The following is a 15,376-nucleotide window of genomic DNA, read 5'->3' on the forward strand; positions in this document are numbered from 1 at the left end:
CAATCGAAGAACGAGCAGGGATATACGCTTTCCCTTTCCGGTTGCCTAGTGTGATTACGTGTATCCGGTAGTATGTGAATTACTAAAGATGAAAACACAGTATCGTCGGAGTTTGCTCCGTGGATGAACAAGGACAATAACTGCTAATCTTAGGTTACATACTATTTGCAGTGAGAATCTAAATGAATAAGCGCGATATTGTGTTTCAATGTGAAATTCAAAATAGAACCTTTAGTGCAATCGTTAACTATCGAGGACTGAGTATCTTTGAGCTCGACAATCCTTTGTCGCACGCAGCTGAAATAGGTAATGCGATTATTGCTTACTTAGAACCCAAACCACATCATAGGTTTAAACGGGGTTATCATCTTTGCCGCTATGACGACGAACAAGAAATCGATCTAACTCAATTTAGTTTGAATGATATTGTTGTATTCGCTGAACAATTCGGCATCCCTATAGAGGCTGAAAATGAGTGGTTCACTGGAGCTTACCTTAATTACTTTGTTGGAAGTCCATGTCAGAGAGCAGCACAAGAATGGGTTAACAAACACCCTAGACTTGCCAAACAAAGTAGTTGCCACGTCGACCAATTAACGCTCGAAGACTATGCTAAGGCCACTATATATCCTTCCAACACTGAGCTGAAACCCGCGAGCAGACTATTAGCTGGTAGATAAAAATTTCCTATGACACCTATATCAATCAGTAAGTTATAGGTTGTGATGGCTTTTTATTCTACAACATAGGAACGCTATTCAGACAAGCTAACATGGGAAACTGGGCTGGTGGCAGTGACCACCGAAGTATAGGACGTATAAATGTTTGTACAAATAGGCGTATGGGGCTCAAAACGTTTAGCCCGTAATCTAATGTTACGAAACTATCCGAACAATTGGTTATTTGACGTTGATGACGATACAAAGCGAAGCATTGAAAAGCTTCATCCAGTATCTATAAAAAGTGACTTTCAAGAACAGCATGGCAGTATAATGCCCAAATTGTTGCGTTATTATGACATCCCACAAGGCAGCAACCTAGCTAAAAAGTCTAGATTTGATTTAAGTCCATACAGAGCACGGATGGATGACAAATTAACGCCATACATGGACGAGAGTATTGGCGTTGATTGTCGATTCTCAGACCAAGATGATATTCAGGTTTATCCTTACTTAAGCCATGAAAGTAGCGATTACTTTACTACTCACAATATCTACTCAGAGTATGCATGTGAAGACTTTCTACGGCTGATACATCGCCAGTTGCGAAACTATTGTAGTAGTGAGTGTTACATGACTCAGATACGAGCTTATGACCCTAACTTTGACACGTGCTACCAAAGTATTTCTGTAAAAAACCCATACGCTCTAAAAGACAAAGTTAGTGATGAACCAGTTGAAATACAACAGGCATGGTTAGGGCAACATGAGTATGGTTATGCGGTTCATGAGTTAGAACGTGAGCTAGGAGAGGGGTCATTAAAGGGAACTTCTTTTCGAGATCCAGATACTATTATCAGCCCCACCGAAATGAACAAATTGATTTTATCGGGTAGTGTCGATAAACAGATAATCCGCAACATTCAACTGCACCATAACATTTTATGGAATGAAGCTTTCGATCCGAATCATGTATCGTTCATGTACGATTTGCTTGGAATAAGAGCTAAACAGAATTTTTACATTACTCATTCAAAAGAAGTGCAGTTCTTGGATTTTGATTGGGATAGTTTGGCATAGGAAACGAAGATTATGACTCATGGCGAAGTTTCACAGCTAAGTATATTTGAGATGGCAATCTCCGGATGGCGGCTTGCTTTTGAAAGTCCAGTGACGGCATTTTTAGTCATATTGTCATTTATATCTATTTTTTTGTTTATTGCTAAATCCTTTGAAGCAAGCAGTATTCGTGATCTATTCGTAAATAAATCTGACGTAATTGAAGCACGGAAGAAGCTGGGTATCAAAGAAAAGTAAAAGGGGAATCAACCATATGGCAGAACTAGAGGCTAAGAAAAAGCCACTTTATTTCGTAGCAGGGCTTTGTCTATTGGGGCTGGCTGTTTGGGCATCAATCTATTTCTGGCATCTGGAAGAATTTCATTTGCTGTATATCGATGCGGCGATTCTATTTGCAGTTCCGATAGGTTTATCTTGGCTACGATGGAGCAATTTTTTTAAACATAAAACTCGAACGATTCAACCGAGACACTGAGTTAGGAAACCGAAGTCCATTCAACAGCACGAATGATTCGTGTTGAAGTATCCGACCATAATTGGGCCACAGAAGAAGTCAGTTCGGAGTTAAGTTTTTGATTGGGAAGTCATTAAGTGGCCGCTGTTACGAAGCGGCCAATATTTAATATTAAGTTGCTTGCCAGTCAACCTCATCAACCATCAACCGGTTTGCGGATATGTAGTGAATGTAATGTCCCGATTCAACTTTATGACTATCGTCAGGGTTTAGGATTACGTCGTCGCCAGATTGCAAAGTGGATACAGCAATCAACGTCGCTTTGTTCTTCATCCTCATTAATCCAGATAGGTGACCTACACTGACTGGAGAGTCTAAAACAGGGACTTGCAGAGAGAATTGAGTTGCACCCGTTTGCGGGTTTAGTAATTGGCTAATCACGCGGCTGGAGCCAGGATCTTGCATAGCGCGAGCAAGTAGAGATGAAGTGCGGTTCGTACCGCATTCAACATTCTTGCAGTGTTTGTCGAGTAGCTCAGCATTTGCAGGTGAGTCGAAATAAGCAACTATGTGGCATTTATCATTCACAGCAGTTGATAGTGCTAGAGAAGCAGTCAGAGTTTGTTCATCATTCTCAGCGTGGATTATCACTCGATTGGCCGCATGTGCAGCTATTCGTCGAAGTTCATTGGCATCTGAAAAAGATGATACTTTTGCAAATACAACGTCAGTCAAATCACTTAACGGATGTGTCATTGTGGAATCTTTAACACAAAGGAGTATATGTCCGTTTTGGCGACGTGAGTCAGACAAGATACATTTGATTAAGGTGTCGGTTTCTTCGCCCCGGTATCCGACAACAATCACGTGACCCTTGTAGTTATTAAATTTAGCTGTGCCATTCATATTTCGCTCAATTACATCCCTAGTTTGATTAATTATCTTCCCAAGCAACGCACCGAATATCGCAAGAGATAACGGCAATTGGTAGATAGCCATAAATAAAGAACCTGGATCTGTTTCCGGGGTAAGGACTCCAAATCCAACAGTGCTTCCTGTCGGTGGACAACAAAGTTTGAAACTCGAACAATAAAGATTAGAACTATGACAATAAAGTACGAAACTTTTCGGTGCCATTTGTCGTAGTTTGCCTTCTTCTCTGAGACGATTTTGCCCCAAAATCGTTTTCAGCTATAACATACATGTTAGAAGATAACCGGAATTTGCCCAAATCCTGCTCATGTGACGGCAACAACAATCATGCAGTAAAAATGATTTTTTATGTTGGCAAGGTCACTTCGGGACAAAAGCGAGTCGGTATCACTGATCTTATTGACAATTCTTAGTTTAATGTTCCAATTTTTTATTCGTCCTTGCCTTATGCTAAGAGCACTACACTAATCTATCGAGCACAGTGGAATATGAGTCTATTTCGAAATACCCAAAGATTGACCCAAGCACGAGAAGATCACCTTACTGAGTTTTTGGCAGCATGCCTTAATTCATTAGAGCAATTTCGTTTAGCATTTGTGCGACTGGTGCTTGGTGAGCAATGTACTAAAACGTTGTTATCTGTTGAAACACAATGTGCTTATCCTAACTGCCGTCCAGACATGAAACTCACGTTTGATGACGGTAGTGTATTTCTTTGTGAAAACAAACTGGATGCGATGGAAACTGGAGGTAATGAGGACACAGACTTTATGCCTCAGCTTGAGCGGTATCTTCAACTTGATGTGGATGGGGTTCTCTACATCCGTACTAGTTTGAAATCGCCTTCAGCGACAGTTTTAAATCATTCTAGATATGTAAAGCCGCAAAATAGGCAGCATTTTCTCTGGCGAGACTTTTATGATCTATTGATCGAAGATAGTAACCCGCTAGTGCAAGAACTGAAGATCGGCTTTGAGTATATGGGCTTTGTTCCTCCTAACCCAACTATAGGGGATTTATCTCGACAGGCGCCAAGAGAGCAACGTGAAAACTTCTCTAAGTTCTGGGGGACGACGGAGGCTCAGGCGCAGCAAGGCGGCTGGAAAATTGGCGTTGGCGACATTGTTGAACGGTATTTTGAGCATGAAAACGCAAATCTAGCTAGCGCGGTTTACGTGAATCCTATTAAGCCTGAACGTTTCCTTGTTCGACTTTCAGCGAATCCAAATAGACAAGAAGATATTTACCAAGCCGTGAAACGACTTGATTTTGGTTCTGAAGTATCCATTTGTAAGAGGACAGTAGACAGAACTCATGGGAAAGCTCCGGTCGTTGATATAGAGGCTCCAATGTCAACTATATTGCCGAGTACGCTAACAACAGTAGAATCTATAGAGAAGCAACTTCATGATTTTGTGATACCACTGTTAAGAATCGCGCAACACGTATAGCGACATTCACTTTCAGGTAAAAATGAGTGTTGCCTTCCGATTGGATTGGGACAGAAGCGCCTTAGATTCGCTTAACTGGTGTCCAAAATCGGTGGTACAGTTCATACCTTGAATTGAATGCCCTCAATTACGAACTTTCATGCATGACATTACTCTTTGTTTGCCTTCTTGTAATCACTCAGATTAATGACTCTACTCATATCCAAGGGGACGCTCTCAAATACCCATTCGCGCCAGTGTTTGACAAACTCTTCAGTTGAAAAAAAGAACGTTTTTCGATGCTTACTCTTACGAGGAAACTGATTGGCAAACAAATTAAACCCAAGTAGGTCAACATCCTCAAGTAACATGCCATCTTCATAGCAGTGGCGTTCAAGGTGCCAAAGCACGTCATTTATGTGTGCCTGCACGCTACGGTCTCCTCTAGGATGGAATGCACAATCATTCACCGCTCTGTCGTAATGGTCAATGCAGCTCTCAATCTCGACGGCATCGACACCACTTTGATTGGCTAAACTGTGAAAACATGCCTTAAGCATGGGTTCAAAGGTGTTGAGAAACTGATAAATATCACCTTTCTTACATGCAAGTACCGTAATACAAAAGCGGCTTTGATAGTCCATTGCCATTAAGTATTTTTTGCGTTTAATGGATACACAATGAAGTACCCATTGCCATTGAAATTGACCATTTTTGTCGGCATCAACCCCATTTGGGAAAATAGGCGTTTCAATTGATTCTGAGATGGTTTTATGTGGTGCAGGTTCTAGATCTGAACACTTTTGACCTTGACGTGTCACCGTAAAAAATTCAGCAGCAGCTTTAGTGCAGTTAAAGACTAACATATTGTATTTTCCAGCTTTAATAACATTGAATTTGGACAAGGCGGCTTAGATGCACTTAACTTGGCGTTTAAATCTGCTGTTGAGGTTCATAGCTCTCGATTTGATATCCGTTTGATTTTTGAGCTTAAATTTCCTCTGTTAATACCAAGCATTTTTGCAGCCTTTGTTTGATTGCCTCGGGTGTGGATCATCAACTCAGTAAATAGTGTTTCTAACACTATGGGCGTAACCCAAGACATATCAGGTGTTGCCGACAGACTATCAGACCATGTCGGATCTAACTCTAAGCGAAGTAGTTTCTTCAAATGATTTTTGTCGATTGGGGATAAATGGTTATTCATAGGTGTTCTGTTAAAAAGCGGATGTTAGTGGGTTAGTGAGAAACGATGCACTATATCCTTGCGGATCTAATGTGTCGAGCCTTAGTAACCTACCCAGATGTTCTCTTACCCTCTTAGCTCCGGGACAAAATGTATGGTACGCCCCGGTTTTGCAAGTTGATAACTCAAAATAACCGAGCTGGTTTGCGACAATGTATTCAGAGTCTATATGAGACGTTCAATTCATTAACCGTCCCGCTCTACGATGAGATCCGCGCCAGATTGTCCTCATAAGCGCCTAAGCACTTTTAATTGCTGTTTTGTCCCGCAGGTCTTCAATCTGGTGGTCTGACCGTTTTGTCATCTATCATTATCATATGCAAACTCTGTTTAACTTCTTATTTCAAAGGGCTTTCTCGTGACCATTACTGACCAAGCTATTCGAGCAAGCTTGTTGGCTAATGCAACAACTGCTACATTGAATGGTTTTCTTTGCTTAAGCCCAATTAACCATGTTCCGAAATATTGCTCTACCGAAGCATTTCGCCAAAGAATAGCTCTTGCAGCATGAATGAATAGGGTTCTTAGCTCTTTGTTGCCACGCTTAGATATCCCCAGCATTCTGGGTTTACCTCCAGTAGAGTATTGATAGGGAACTAAACCTATCCACGCTGCGAAGTTTCTTCCATTGGAAAAGTCATGAGGATTACCAATAACAGATAAACAACACGAGGCAGTTATTGGGCCAATTCCGGGAACACTCTGTAATAACTCCATAAGCTCGTTGCCTTTATTGAGCTGATCTAGCTTCTTCTCTTGCTCTTTTATCCATTGATTTAGAATATTGTAATAATCGAGCTGTTGTCGTAGTTCGAGAATCAGAAGTGGTGGTACTGGTTCTTTATTATCTGCTAGCCATTGAAAAAGCCCCTTCATTTGATGATGGCCTCTGGGAAAACTGATCCCAAACTCAAGTAGCATAGAGCCAATTCGGTTCATACAAGCAGTTCGCTCTTTGATGTAACCAGAACGAACTTTACGTATCACCAGACCTAGTTGGGCTTGCTCTGTTTTTGGTGAAACAAACCTCATCTTTGGCCTCATGGCTGCTTCCGCAATGGCATCAGCATCAATGAAGTCATTCTTGTTGGTTTTTACATAAGGTTTTACGTATTGAGCTGGAATTAGCTTAACTTTATGCCCATATTCTTGGCATTTTCGGGCAAACCAATGGCACCCACCACATGCTTCCATTGCCACAGTAACAGGCTCATGAACAGAAAGAAGCTGGAGAGTTTTTTGCCTAGTTAACTTTTTACGGAATGTCTCACGGCCTGCTACGTCATGGCCTACAAGATGGAAGACATGTTTAGCTAAATCAATACCGATAATTTGTGTATTAAGCATGATGGTCACCTTTCCTATACTCGATACTGTCGAGTTTAGTGGAATGGAGGGGCGTACCATCTAATTAGCGCCTTAGTTCATTCGTAAAGGCTCATAATGACCGCCGTCATTACCACTACAAGAGTTCTTCACTATGTCACTATCACCGGATACCTGGTTTGAACACATCCAGGCATGGATGCAAACCCAGCAAACTCAAGTTGACTATTGCCGTCATCATGGGCTTACCCCTCACCAGTTCACTTACTGGAAACAAAAATATCACGCCACTCAGCAAACTAACCAAGGAGAAACTCGGTCTGGATTTGTCGTGGCTCAATTCGAAACACGGATATCCACCCAGTCAGGGCCGACGATTTGCTTACCCGATGGAACTCAGATCACGGATGTCAGTGCCACGAATATCTTGATAGTTGCCCAACTTCTCAGGGAGCTTCGATAAATGCAGCCGACACTCCGACCAGCTCAGCACCTCAATTGCGTCTATCTTTATCGCGATCCGATTGATTTTCGCAAATCGCACCGGGGACTCAGTGCGCTTATTGAAATAGAGTTAGGCCACAACCCCTTCAGTGGCAACTTGTATGCTTTTACCAATAAGCGACGCAACAAAATCAAATGTCTCTTCTGGGAAAACAACGGCTTCGTGCTCTATTACAAAGCACTTGCTGAAGAAAAATTCAAGTGGCCCAAGCGAACAGATGAAGTCATTACACTCACGGGTCAACAGATAAACTGGCTGCTTGATGGTTACGATATCTCCTTGATGCAAGGGCATAAAAAGTTGGAATATGAGTCCTTATTTTAGCGACTTATTAACGGGAATTTGGTACAATAAACCCTGTTGAAATAAGGCGTTAAAGGCAATTTGAATCATGACTTCCTCTTCTGAAAACCTGAGTGAAATAGAGCAACTTCGTGCTCAGTTAGCAGAAAAAGAAGCACAACTTCAAAACCAGTCTGAACGTTTGAAATCTCAGTCAGACCGCATTGCGATTTTAGAAGAAATCGTTCGCCACCTGAAAATCAAACGCTTTACCCCAAGTAGCGAGAAAACCCATCCTGGCCAGTTCCGGTTGTTTGACGAAGCGGAACTGTGTACCGATCCTGTGCTTGACGCTCATGAAAAGCAGGATGAAGACCAGAAGAAAAAGAACACATCTAAACCTCGTGGCCGTAAGCCACTGTCTAACGATTTACCGCGTGAACAAATCTTCCTGTACCTGACAGATGCAGAAAAAACTGGCGCTAAGAGCACCTTCTTCGCCAAAGTGAAAGAAGAGCTAGATATCGTACCCGCCAAAGTTCGTGTCCTGGAATACATGCAAGAAAAAGCGGTGTTCGACACAGAAGATGGCCAGACTATGGTGACAGCGCCGATGCCAAAGCATCCACTGCCAGGTTCACTGGGTAGCACCAGCCTGATTGCTCATACCATTACGTCTAAATATGTGGACGGTCTTCCGCTTTACCGAATCGAAAAAATGCTCAGCCGCTACGGTGGTGATATCTCCAGGGCCACACTCGCCAACTATGTGATGAAATCGGCGCAGGTGCTTCAGCCGTTGGTGAATCTGCTCAGGGAGCATCAAAATGCAGGCCATATCATTGCGATGGATGAAACTCGCATCCAGGTGTTGAAAGAGCCGGGTAAGCCAGCTACGTCCGACAAGCAGATGTGGGTATCACTGGGTGGGCCACCCAGTGAGCGGAGCGTTCTGTTCCATTATGACCCATCCCGAAGCGGAGAGGTTCCAATTACATTGCTTGACGGCTTTAAAGGTTACCTGCAAACCGATGGTTATGCGGGGTACAACGCTGCCTGCAAGAAATATCAGTTAACTCCAGTGGGCTGTATGGATCATGCGCGCCGGAAATTTATTGAAGCGCAAGCGGCGCAGCCGAAAGGTAAAAAAGCCAAAGTTAGCAATGCCGATACCGCACTCGGGCATATTAATCAGCTTTATCATATTGAATGTCAGATAAATGAGCTGAAAGAAAAAGCGGGATACACCCCAGAGCAAGTCGTTGCTTATCGTCAAGAGCACAGTGTTCCGCTTTTGGATAAGCTGAAAATCTTCCTCGAAAATAATGCCAACAAAGTTCCCGCAGACAGTCTGACAGGCTTAGCGATCACTTATATGCGAAACCAGTGGGAAAAGCTTGTCGTGTACTGTACGAATGGCGAGTTACGTATCAGTAATATCTTGGCTGAAAACGCTATCCGCCCGTTCGTGGTAGGGAGAAAGGCATGGTTGTTTGCAGATAGCTCACAGGGGGCAAAAGCCAGTGCGGTCTGCTATAGCATTGTAGAAACGGCGAAGCTAAACGGCCTGGAGCCATATGAGTATCTTCATACTGTTCTGACGAACCTGCCGTATGCCGAAACAGTCGAACAAATCGAATCCCTTCTACCATGGAATATCGGTAAAGCCTAAAAGGCTTGCTGGTTCTGATCAATAACGCTGATAATTAATCGCTTACCAAAATCATTCTAGCTAACTTGGCTTGGTTGAAAGTCAGTCATTCGAAATAATAATACTTAACGCTATGATTTATAAATATAAAATAAAGGAAGACAAAGATTCATTAATGATAAATTTATTAGCTAATAACTCTTCCCTATTTACACTCGAAAATCTGTCATTGATCACATTAAGATTCGCGTATTTTTTGCCTAATTGCGTGGTTACCTATATACTAAATGGAGCAGTGAGGAGTAAAAGTTATTGCCATTCTACGCTCGATTATAATGACTAATGTGGTAGATAGCTCACCCTATACATTGTCAGGAGGAAAGTAACAATGGAAAAAGATGCTTTAGGTATATGCCTTTCACGAGACATGCTAAACGAGCATCTCCTTTCGACGTTTACTCATGTCCGGGCCTATGAATTAGAAACCGAAGATCATGAAAACTTACGTGTCTTGCTTGCGTTCCCACAAATGTCTGGAAAAGATGTACTCACAACAATGCAAGGGACCAAAAAGCTCATATGGCGCGCAGATTTCTTATGTCCCTACTATTCTCATAATATTCATATATAACATTATTGCTGGTTCGGGTTTTCGAATCAGCAATTCGACTTTTGTTACAACAAAATACTACTCAGCCCTGTCGAAAATCTATAATATAGAGCATTAACTCTAAACCTGATTCTGAACGGAAAGTATGAAGCCAAAATCACTCACTCTCTTGATGTGCTCATTGCTGGGTATTTCATCGGTATCCGCTGCGCCCATTTCGTTCCAGCAAGCTTGGGAAATTTTGCAGCAAAGTAACCATTCTTTAGCCGCTGAACGAGCCAATGTTGAACACTATCAGTACATGCAAGATTCAACGTTTAATTTGAATTTACCTTCCGTTACCGTCAGTGCAAACTACTACCTTTTCCATTTAGTTTTGAATGGTTAGTTCATCATAAGCCCGGTGAAGTTTGTTCCGGGCTTTGTCTACATCAAACAACCATTCGATGGATGCTTTCTCTGCATTGCGCATAGTCTCCCAAGCTTTAAGCTCCCGATGTAATTCCTCCCAACTCCCGATACGTCGATTAAGGCATTGCTGATTCATAACGCCGATCTCAATCTCCACCATGTTGAGCCAACTGGCATGAGGAGGGGTATAGTGGAAAGTGATTTTCCTTAATATTCGGCGAGCCTCTCCCGCAGGAAACGTGTGATAAAGTGCGCCAGCCTTGTGGGTGGTAAAATTGTCCAACACAACATGAATTTGGTCTGCATCCGGGTAATGTTCATCAACTAACTCTTTCATGCACCAAGCAAAGTCTTCGAACTTTTTGGTTTTTGTTGCTTTCGCATGTCGCCAACCATTATGTCGGTCATACATCAGGAAGATATTCGCTACCGCTTCCCTGCGATATTCATAATCGATCCGTTCTGGTTGTCCAGGTTTAGCTGAAATAGGCTCTCTTGTATGGGAAACCATCTGCTTCATGGCCTCATCGAAGTTAATGACCGGCTCTTTGGGGTTGGCAGGTTGAGCATACAACTCCAAAACTTCTTCCATCTGTGCAATGAAGTCCGCATTAAGTTGACCAATACACCACATTTTCTTCTGCCATGGTTTGAGTTGATTTTCCTTAAGTCGCGAGCGGATTGTTTCCAGAGAAATACTTTCTAAGTCTGTCAAAGCAATCAGCCGGTCTGCAATTAAAGAAAGCGTCCATCGAGCGACCCCTTCAGGTGGCTTGGTACAGGCGATAGTGATAAGCGTGGCTTCCTCGCTTGAGCTTAATGCCTTCGACTGCCCAAGACGTTTTCCTTCTTCCAGTGCAGATTGTAGGCCTTCTTCAACAAAGCCGCGTTTGGTTCTATAGACCGTTGAAGTCCTGGTATTTAAGAGCTGACATATTTCAGCGTCTGTATGTTGCCTGTGATTTGCCAGTAAAAGGATTTGGGCACGCTTTAGCTTTCTGGCGTTGTGCTTACCTTTACTGGTGAGTTCGTTAAGTTCAGCAATTTCTTGTCGGTGGACAACAAAGTTTGAAACTCGAACAATAAAGATTAGAACTATGACAATAAAGTACGAAACTTTTCGGTGCCATTTGTCGTAGTTTGCCTTCTTCTCTGAGACGATTTTGCCCCTTTATCATTTTCGGGCAACAAACTAGTTTTTGAATAGGGTCGGTGTTTACCCAAAAATTTCTAATGTAACGTTTGTGCTTTTTATAGCGTGAAAGTGAGTTTTTATTCATTAAACTTCAATGTAGAGAGGTTTCGGTCGTGACTTGCTTGGGGACAGAAGCGCCTTAGAGCATCCAATCTAGAACATTTATGGTTTAAAAATTTTCAGCCTATCATTGAAGACACTGTGATTGAGGACACGTTTTTATCACTATCAATTGACCTATTCTTTTAATAGCTGAATTTGTTTTACCGACTCCAATTACTCTATCGTCATTGTAGATGCTTTATTCAGGCTACCATTATTATAAGAAAGTGTTATGGCTAAATTTTACCCTACTATAGAAAATATCTTGCGACTAAAAGTGAAACCTACTGAGGGTGAACAACATCTCCTCAATTACTTTGAAGAAAACTTAGACGATAACTTTGAGGTGTTTTTTAATCCCTTTTTGGATGGTGACAGACCTGATTTTATAATCATTAGAGAGGGTGTCGCGATATTTGTAATCGAAGTTAAAGACTACAATTTGGATAACTATCAAGTTGATAGCTATAACAAGTGGTCAGTGAAATACGCTAATGGGCAATCTAGTATATCGTCTCCTCAGTCACAAGCGTTTACTTATAAAAAGAATTTGTACCAGCTACATTTGCCCGTCTTAGGCATAGGGCAACTAGGCAACCGAAACTTTTTTAACCTTGTCCAACCAATTGTCTATTTGCATAAGGCAGATAAAGATAAAGTGGACGCGCTATATCAACCTGCCGAGAATGACTTAAGACTGAAAACAAGTGAACTTCTCAATGCTAAACGTAAATGCAGTATCGATGTAGACACTTATAATAGACGTGCAGAAGGATTATCTCGGACTAAAAAACGCATAGTTCGTGATAAGGCGATGATATTTTCTGGCGAACAAACTCATAAATTAGTAAGTAAAATCAAAAACTACAAATCTCAAGTACTATTCGATGATAGAGTATATGATGACCTGAAGCGTCGTCTAATGCCTTGTGAACATGTATTAAAGCAAGGTAAAGCTGTTTCCTTAGACGATAAGCAAGCTAAGTTGGCTGTAAGTTGCGTAGGGAAGGAAAAGATTAAAGGTGTTGCTGGTTGTGGAAAGACTACAATAATCGCCCAAAGAGCTGTCAATGCGCACGAGCGACATAAGGAAAGAGTGCTAATTGTAACGTTTAACATCACTCTTAAAAATCTAATAAAAGACAGGATTAGTGATATATTAGGTTACCGTGATGAGCAAAATTTTGCGGTTACCAATTACCACCAATTCTATAACAGTCAAATTAACGCTAGTGGACAGGATATCTCTGATTTAATAGCACGCTTTAGCCTAGATGGTTTGTATAAAAAAGACTGTTTTCAGAATTACCAGTTAACTCGATACCAAACAATTCTCGTCGATGAAGTTCAGGATTTTGAGAGTGAATGGGTCAAGATATTAAGAGACAATTTTCTTTCTTCTGAAGGTGAGATGGTGTTATTTGGCGATGAATCACAAAACATTTACGAGCGCGATGACAAGCGTGCGGCTGTGATTGCACAGGGATTTGGAAGTTGGAAGAAGTTAAAACGTTCGTACCGAACCAGTTTGGAATCCCCCCTCAACCAAGTATTCAAAGACTACCAGTCAAAGTATCTAATTGAAAAGTATTCAGATTCAGAATTGATAGAAACAGTCCCTATACAACAAGGATTTACATTTGAGATATTAGAGTTTCATCAATGTAGTGGTGACTGGGAAAAGAAATCTTTTGAACTTATTCAAAAAACTATCAGGGTTAATAACTTTAATCCGAATGACGTGGTCATATTGTCGTCAAACATTTACCTCGTCAGAAAGTTGGTCCAAAAGTTTAATGAAATAGAGAAGACTCACTGTATGTTTGAAACCTATCAAGAATTACATCAAATGATAAAGGCTTATGATAGTAAAGTTTCATTGGAACAACTCAAGTCAATGTCTGAAGATGAGTTACATCAATATGTATATAAGAACAAAGAATTACGTTCTGATATGGAACGAGCAAGACGCATTAAGAAGAACCATTTTTACGCCAATAGCGGTCTGATAAAGCTATCAACGGTTCACAGTTTTAAGGGGTTAGAATCTAAGACGGTTTTTTATCTAATGGACCAAAAGGATACCCCAGAAATTGTATATACATCAATAACACGCTCGGTGGAAAACCTCATTGTCTTAGACGTAAGCAACGAAAGTCCATATTCGGAATTTTTTAGCAGTAGTATGTAAGCTTATTTAATACCTAGCTTATCTAGAAGCTCGCTTGCCAGTTTGTTCAAGTTATTATAGTGTTTCTGTTGCTCTGAGTTCATTGTACAGCCAAAGATGTCTTTCCAGAATGAACGGTGAAACTTATATAATCTTAGTTCGCCCTTTATTTTAGGAACATACTCGGCAATCAAAGCTGCTATTTGGGCCTGTTGTTTTCTAGCTTCTATTAACTGAGTCGAGGCTTGTACTGTTAGTTTCATGACCTTATCTGACTCTTCAGTCAGTTCATTTCTCTTTTCTTTGACAGTATCTACTTTTTTATAAGCGCTTTTCGTCGAGAAAAATACTATTGGGGCAGCAACAATACCTCCTAGAACCCAAAATCCACCAGCCATTCCAGCTCCACCCGTAGCAAGCGACCCTCCACCAAACCAAGCTAACGTAGCATTGGTAGCAGCAACACCTGACAAGGAAGATATTGCTGTGCCAGTAGACGCGGAACCAATCAGCGAAACTAGTCCCCATGCGCCAAGAGCCGCAGAGCCGCCCACTAGGCCACCGAAACCCGTATTTAAAGATGTATTAAAGCCAGTATTAAACTTGTTAATCCGAGTCAAAGAGTCTCGCGTTGCTGGATCACTGTTTGTCCTTGAGTTAAGAATATTTCCAACTGGCTTGAGTGTTTTGTTTAGCTCAGTCAGTTGCTCCCCTATCGAAGATAGGCAATCATTAGTGTCTTTTTCAATTGACTCAATTATATTGCAAGCTGGCTTATAAATAGCTTCGTAAATGTCAGAATAGTGCTTGTTATGCAATTCCAGCATATAAGAGCCACCGAGAGACACAATACCACCTATTATTTTGCCTGTATTTCTAAGAATGCCGCGTTTAGTTTCGGTTGATACATAAAAATCCACTTCTTCGAAAACTTGCTCTAAAGACGAAAATGACTCTTTGACTATCTCTTTCAAAGACTTATCGTCACAGTTTACGACTTGTTTATAGGCGATTATTGAGTTTCCTGTTCTTTTATATGCTTCAATGAAAGATGTCATTTCTTTGGGACTCTTGATTCGAAAAATTAGCTCACGATTTCTGGATCAGAAACTTTGATTTATACCCATTTGAAGGTTGCAATAAAGAACTTATCACTAATTTATTAACAGCACTAACAAATATTTGTTCAGGCTTGTATTATATCATCGGGTTTAAGGCACGCTCGGGGACAAAAGCGCCTTAGATTATACCCGTTCAACTTGAAGATGCTGGTTTCAAAATCTGAAAATTATCCGTAATTCTAGATACCAGTGAGCCTGCAA

Annotated in this window: 16 protein-coding genes and 1 pseudogene; 11 read left to right on the forward strand and 6 right to left on the reverse strand. The window is 41.3% G+C overall.

All coding sequences use genetic code 11. The features are described 5' to 3' along the window. Nucleotides 1-182 precede the first annotated feature (182 nt). The 4 genes from R7127_RS08360 (at nucleotide 183) to R7127_RS08375 (ending at nucleotide 2,214) form a co-directional block, all read left to right on the forward strand. Nucleotides 183-680: a hypothetical protein gene (locus tag R7127_RS08360; protein WP_206954386.1), complete on the forward strand. Its 498-nt coding sequence runs from the start codon at nucleotides 183-185 to the stop codon at nucleotides 678-680. A 141-nt stretch (nucleotides 681-821) separates the two neighbouring features. Next, nucleotides 822-1,739: a hypothetical protein gene (locus R7127_RS08365; protein WP_206954384.1), complete on the forward strand. Its 918-nt coding sequence runs from the start codon at nucleotides 822-824 to the stop codon at nucleotides 1,737-1,739. Nucleotides 1,740-1,751: 12 nt separating this feature from the next. Then, nucleotides 1,752-1,976 carry a hypothetical protein gene (locus tag R7127_RS08370; protein ID WP_206954382.1) on the forward strand — a complete coding sequence of 75 codons (225 nt, stop codon included), beginning with the start codon at nucleotides 1,752-1,754 and terminating at the stop codon, nucleotides 1,974-1,976. Nucleotides 1,977-1,992: 16 nt separating this feature from the next. Further along, the gene (locus tag R7127_RS08375; RefSeq protein ID WP_206954380.1) at nucleotides 1,993-2,214 is read left to right on the forward strand and encodes a hypothetical protein; all 222 of its coding nucleotides are present in this window, start codon (nucleotides 1,993-1,995) and stop codon (nucleotides 2,212-2,214) included. Between the two features lie 150 nt (nucleotides 2,215-2,364). Here R7127_RS08375 and R7127_RS08380 read toward each other — a convergent pair whose 3' ends face one another. Next, the gene (locus tag R7127_RS08380) at nucleotides 2,365-3,192 is read right to left on the reverse strand and encodes a hypothetical protein (RefSeq protein ID WP_206954378.1); all 828 of its coding nucleotides are present in this window, start codon (nucleotides 3,190-3,192) and stop codon (nucleotides 2,365-2,367) included. A gap of 422 nt (nucleotides 3,193-3,614) precedes the next feature. Between R7127_RS08380 and R7127_RS08385 the strand changes: the two genes are divergently transcribed. Then, nucleotides 3,615-4,577 (forward strand): hypothetical protein, encoded by a 963-nt coding sequence (locus R7127_RS08385; protein ID WP_318148376.1) that lies wholly within the window; start codon nucleotides 3,615-3,617, stop codon nucleotides 4,575-4,577. Between the two features lie 149 nt (nucleotides 4,578-4,726). On the opposite strand, the gene R7127_RS08390 is transcribed toward R7127_RS08385, so the two are convergent. The 3 genes from R7127_RS08390 to R7127_RS08400 form a co-directional block, all read right to left on the reverse strand. Continuing rightward, nucleotides 4,727-5,422, reverse strand: coding sequence for a DUF6933 domain-containing protein (locus tag R7127_RS08390; protein WP_041156861.1), 696 nt, complete (start codon nucleotides 5,420-5,422; stop codon nucleotides 4,727-4,729). An 86-nt stretch (nucleotides 5,423-5,508) separates the two neighbouring features. After that, nucleotides 5,509-5,763 carry a helix-turn-helix domain-containing protein gene (locus R7127_RS08395; RefSeq protein ID WP_041156860.1) on the reverse strand — a complete coding sequence of 85 codons (255 nt, stop codon included), beginning with the start codon at nucleotides 5,761-5,763 and terminating at the stop codon, nucleotides 5,509-5,511. A 369-nt stretch (nucleotides 5,764-6,132) separates the two neighbouring features. Then, nucleotides 6,133-7,149, reverse strand: coding sequence for an IS110 family transposase (locus R7127_RS08400; RefSeq protein WP_318148377.1), 1,017 nt, complete (start codon nucleotides 7,147-7,149; stop codon nucleotides 6,133-6,135). 133 nt (nucleotides 7,150-7,282) lie between these two features. Between R7127_RS08400 and tnpA the strand changes: the two genes are divergently transcribed. The 5 genes and pseudogenes from tnpA to R7127_RS08425 form a co-directional block, all read left to right on the forward strand. Then, nucleotides 7,283-7,591: an IS66 family insertion sequence element accessory protein TnpA gene (tnpA, locus tag R7127_RS08405; RefSeq protein ID WP_318136147.1), complete on the forward strand. Its 309-nt coding sequence runs from the start codon at nucleotides 7,283-7,285 to the stop codon at nucleotides 7,589-7,591. Further along, complete coding sequence (tnpB, locus tag R7127_RS08410) at nucleotides 7,592-7,957, forward strand: IS66 family insertion sequence element accessory protein TnpB (protein ID WP_041156858.1); 366 nt, start codon at nucleotides 7,592-7,594, stop codon at nucleotides 7,955-7,957. A 67-nt stretch (nucleotides 7,958-8,024) separates the two neighbouring features. After that, a complete protein-coding gene (gene tnpC, locus R7127_RS08415; RefSeq protein ID WP_318148378.1) occupies nucleotides 8,025-9,587 on the forward strand; it encodes an IS66 family transposase in 1,563 nt (520 codons plus the stop codon). 367 nt (nucleotides 9,588-9,954) lie between these two features. Next, complete coding sequence (locus tag R7127_RS08420; protein ID WP_041156857.1) at nucleotides 9,955-10,197, forward strand: hypothetical protein; 243 nt, start codon at nucleotides 9,955-9,957, stop codon at nucleotides 10,195-10,197. Between the two features lie 124 nt (nucleotides 10,198-10,321). Next, nucleotides 10,322-10,534: pseudogene (locus R7127_RS08425) on the forward strand (TolC family protein); the annotation flags it as partial. 12 nt (nucleotides 10,535-10,546) lie between these two features. On the opposite strand, the gene R7127_RS08430 reads toward R7127_RS08425, so the two are convergent. Next, nucleotides 10,547-11,671: an IS630 family transposase gene (locus tag R7127_RS08430; protein ID WP_318148379.1), complete on the reverse strand. Its 1,125-nt coding sequence runs from the start codon at nucleotides 11,669-11,671 to the stop codon at nucleotides 10,547-10,549. Between the two features lie 445 nt (nucleotides 11,672-12,116). On the opposite strand from R7127_RS08430, the gene R7127_RS08435 reads away from it, so the two are divergent. Further along, nucleotides 12,117-14,075 carry a UvrD-helicase domain-containing protein gene (locus tag R7127_RS08435; protein ID WP_065871668.1) on the forward strand — a complete coding sequence of 653 codons (1,959 nt, stop codon included), beginning with the start codon at nucleotides 12,117-12,119 and terminating at the stop codon, nucleotides 14,073-14,075. 2 nt (nucleotides 14,076-14,077) lie between these two features. On the opposite strand, the gene R7127_RS08440 is transcribed toward R7127_RS08435, so the two are convergent. Further along, a complete protein-coding gene (locus tag R7127_RS08440) occupies nucleotides 14,078-15,112 on the reverse strand; it encodes a hypothetical protein (protein ID WP_065871669.1) in 1,035 nt (344 codons plus the stop codon). Nucleotides 15,113-15,376: the final 264 nt, after the last annotated feature.

Origin of the sequence: Vibrio sp. 1159 (assembly GCF_033340395.1) — a bacterium.
GTDB classification, from domain to species: Bacteria; Pseudomonadota; Gammaproteobacteria; order Enterobacterales; family Vibrionaceae; genus Vibrio; species Vibrio alginolyticus.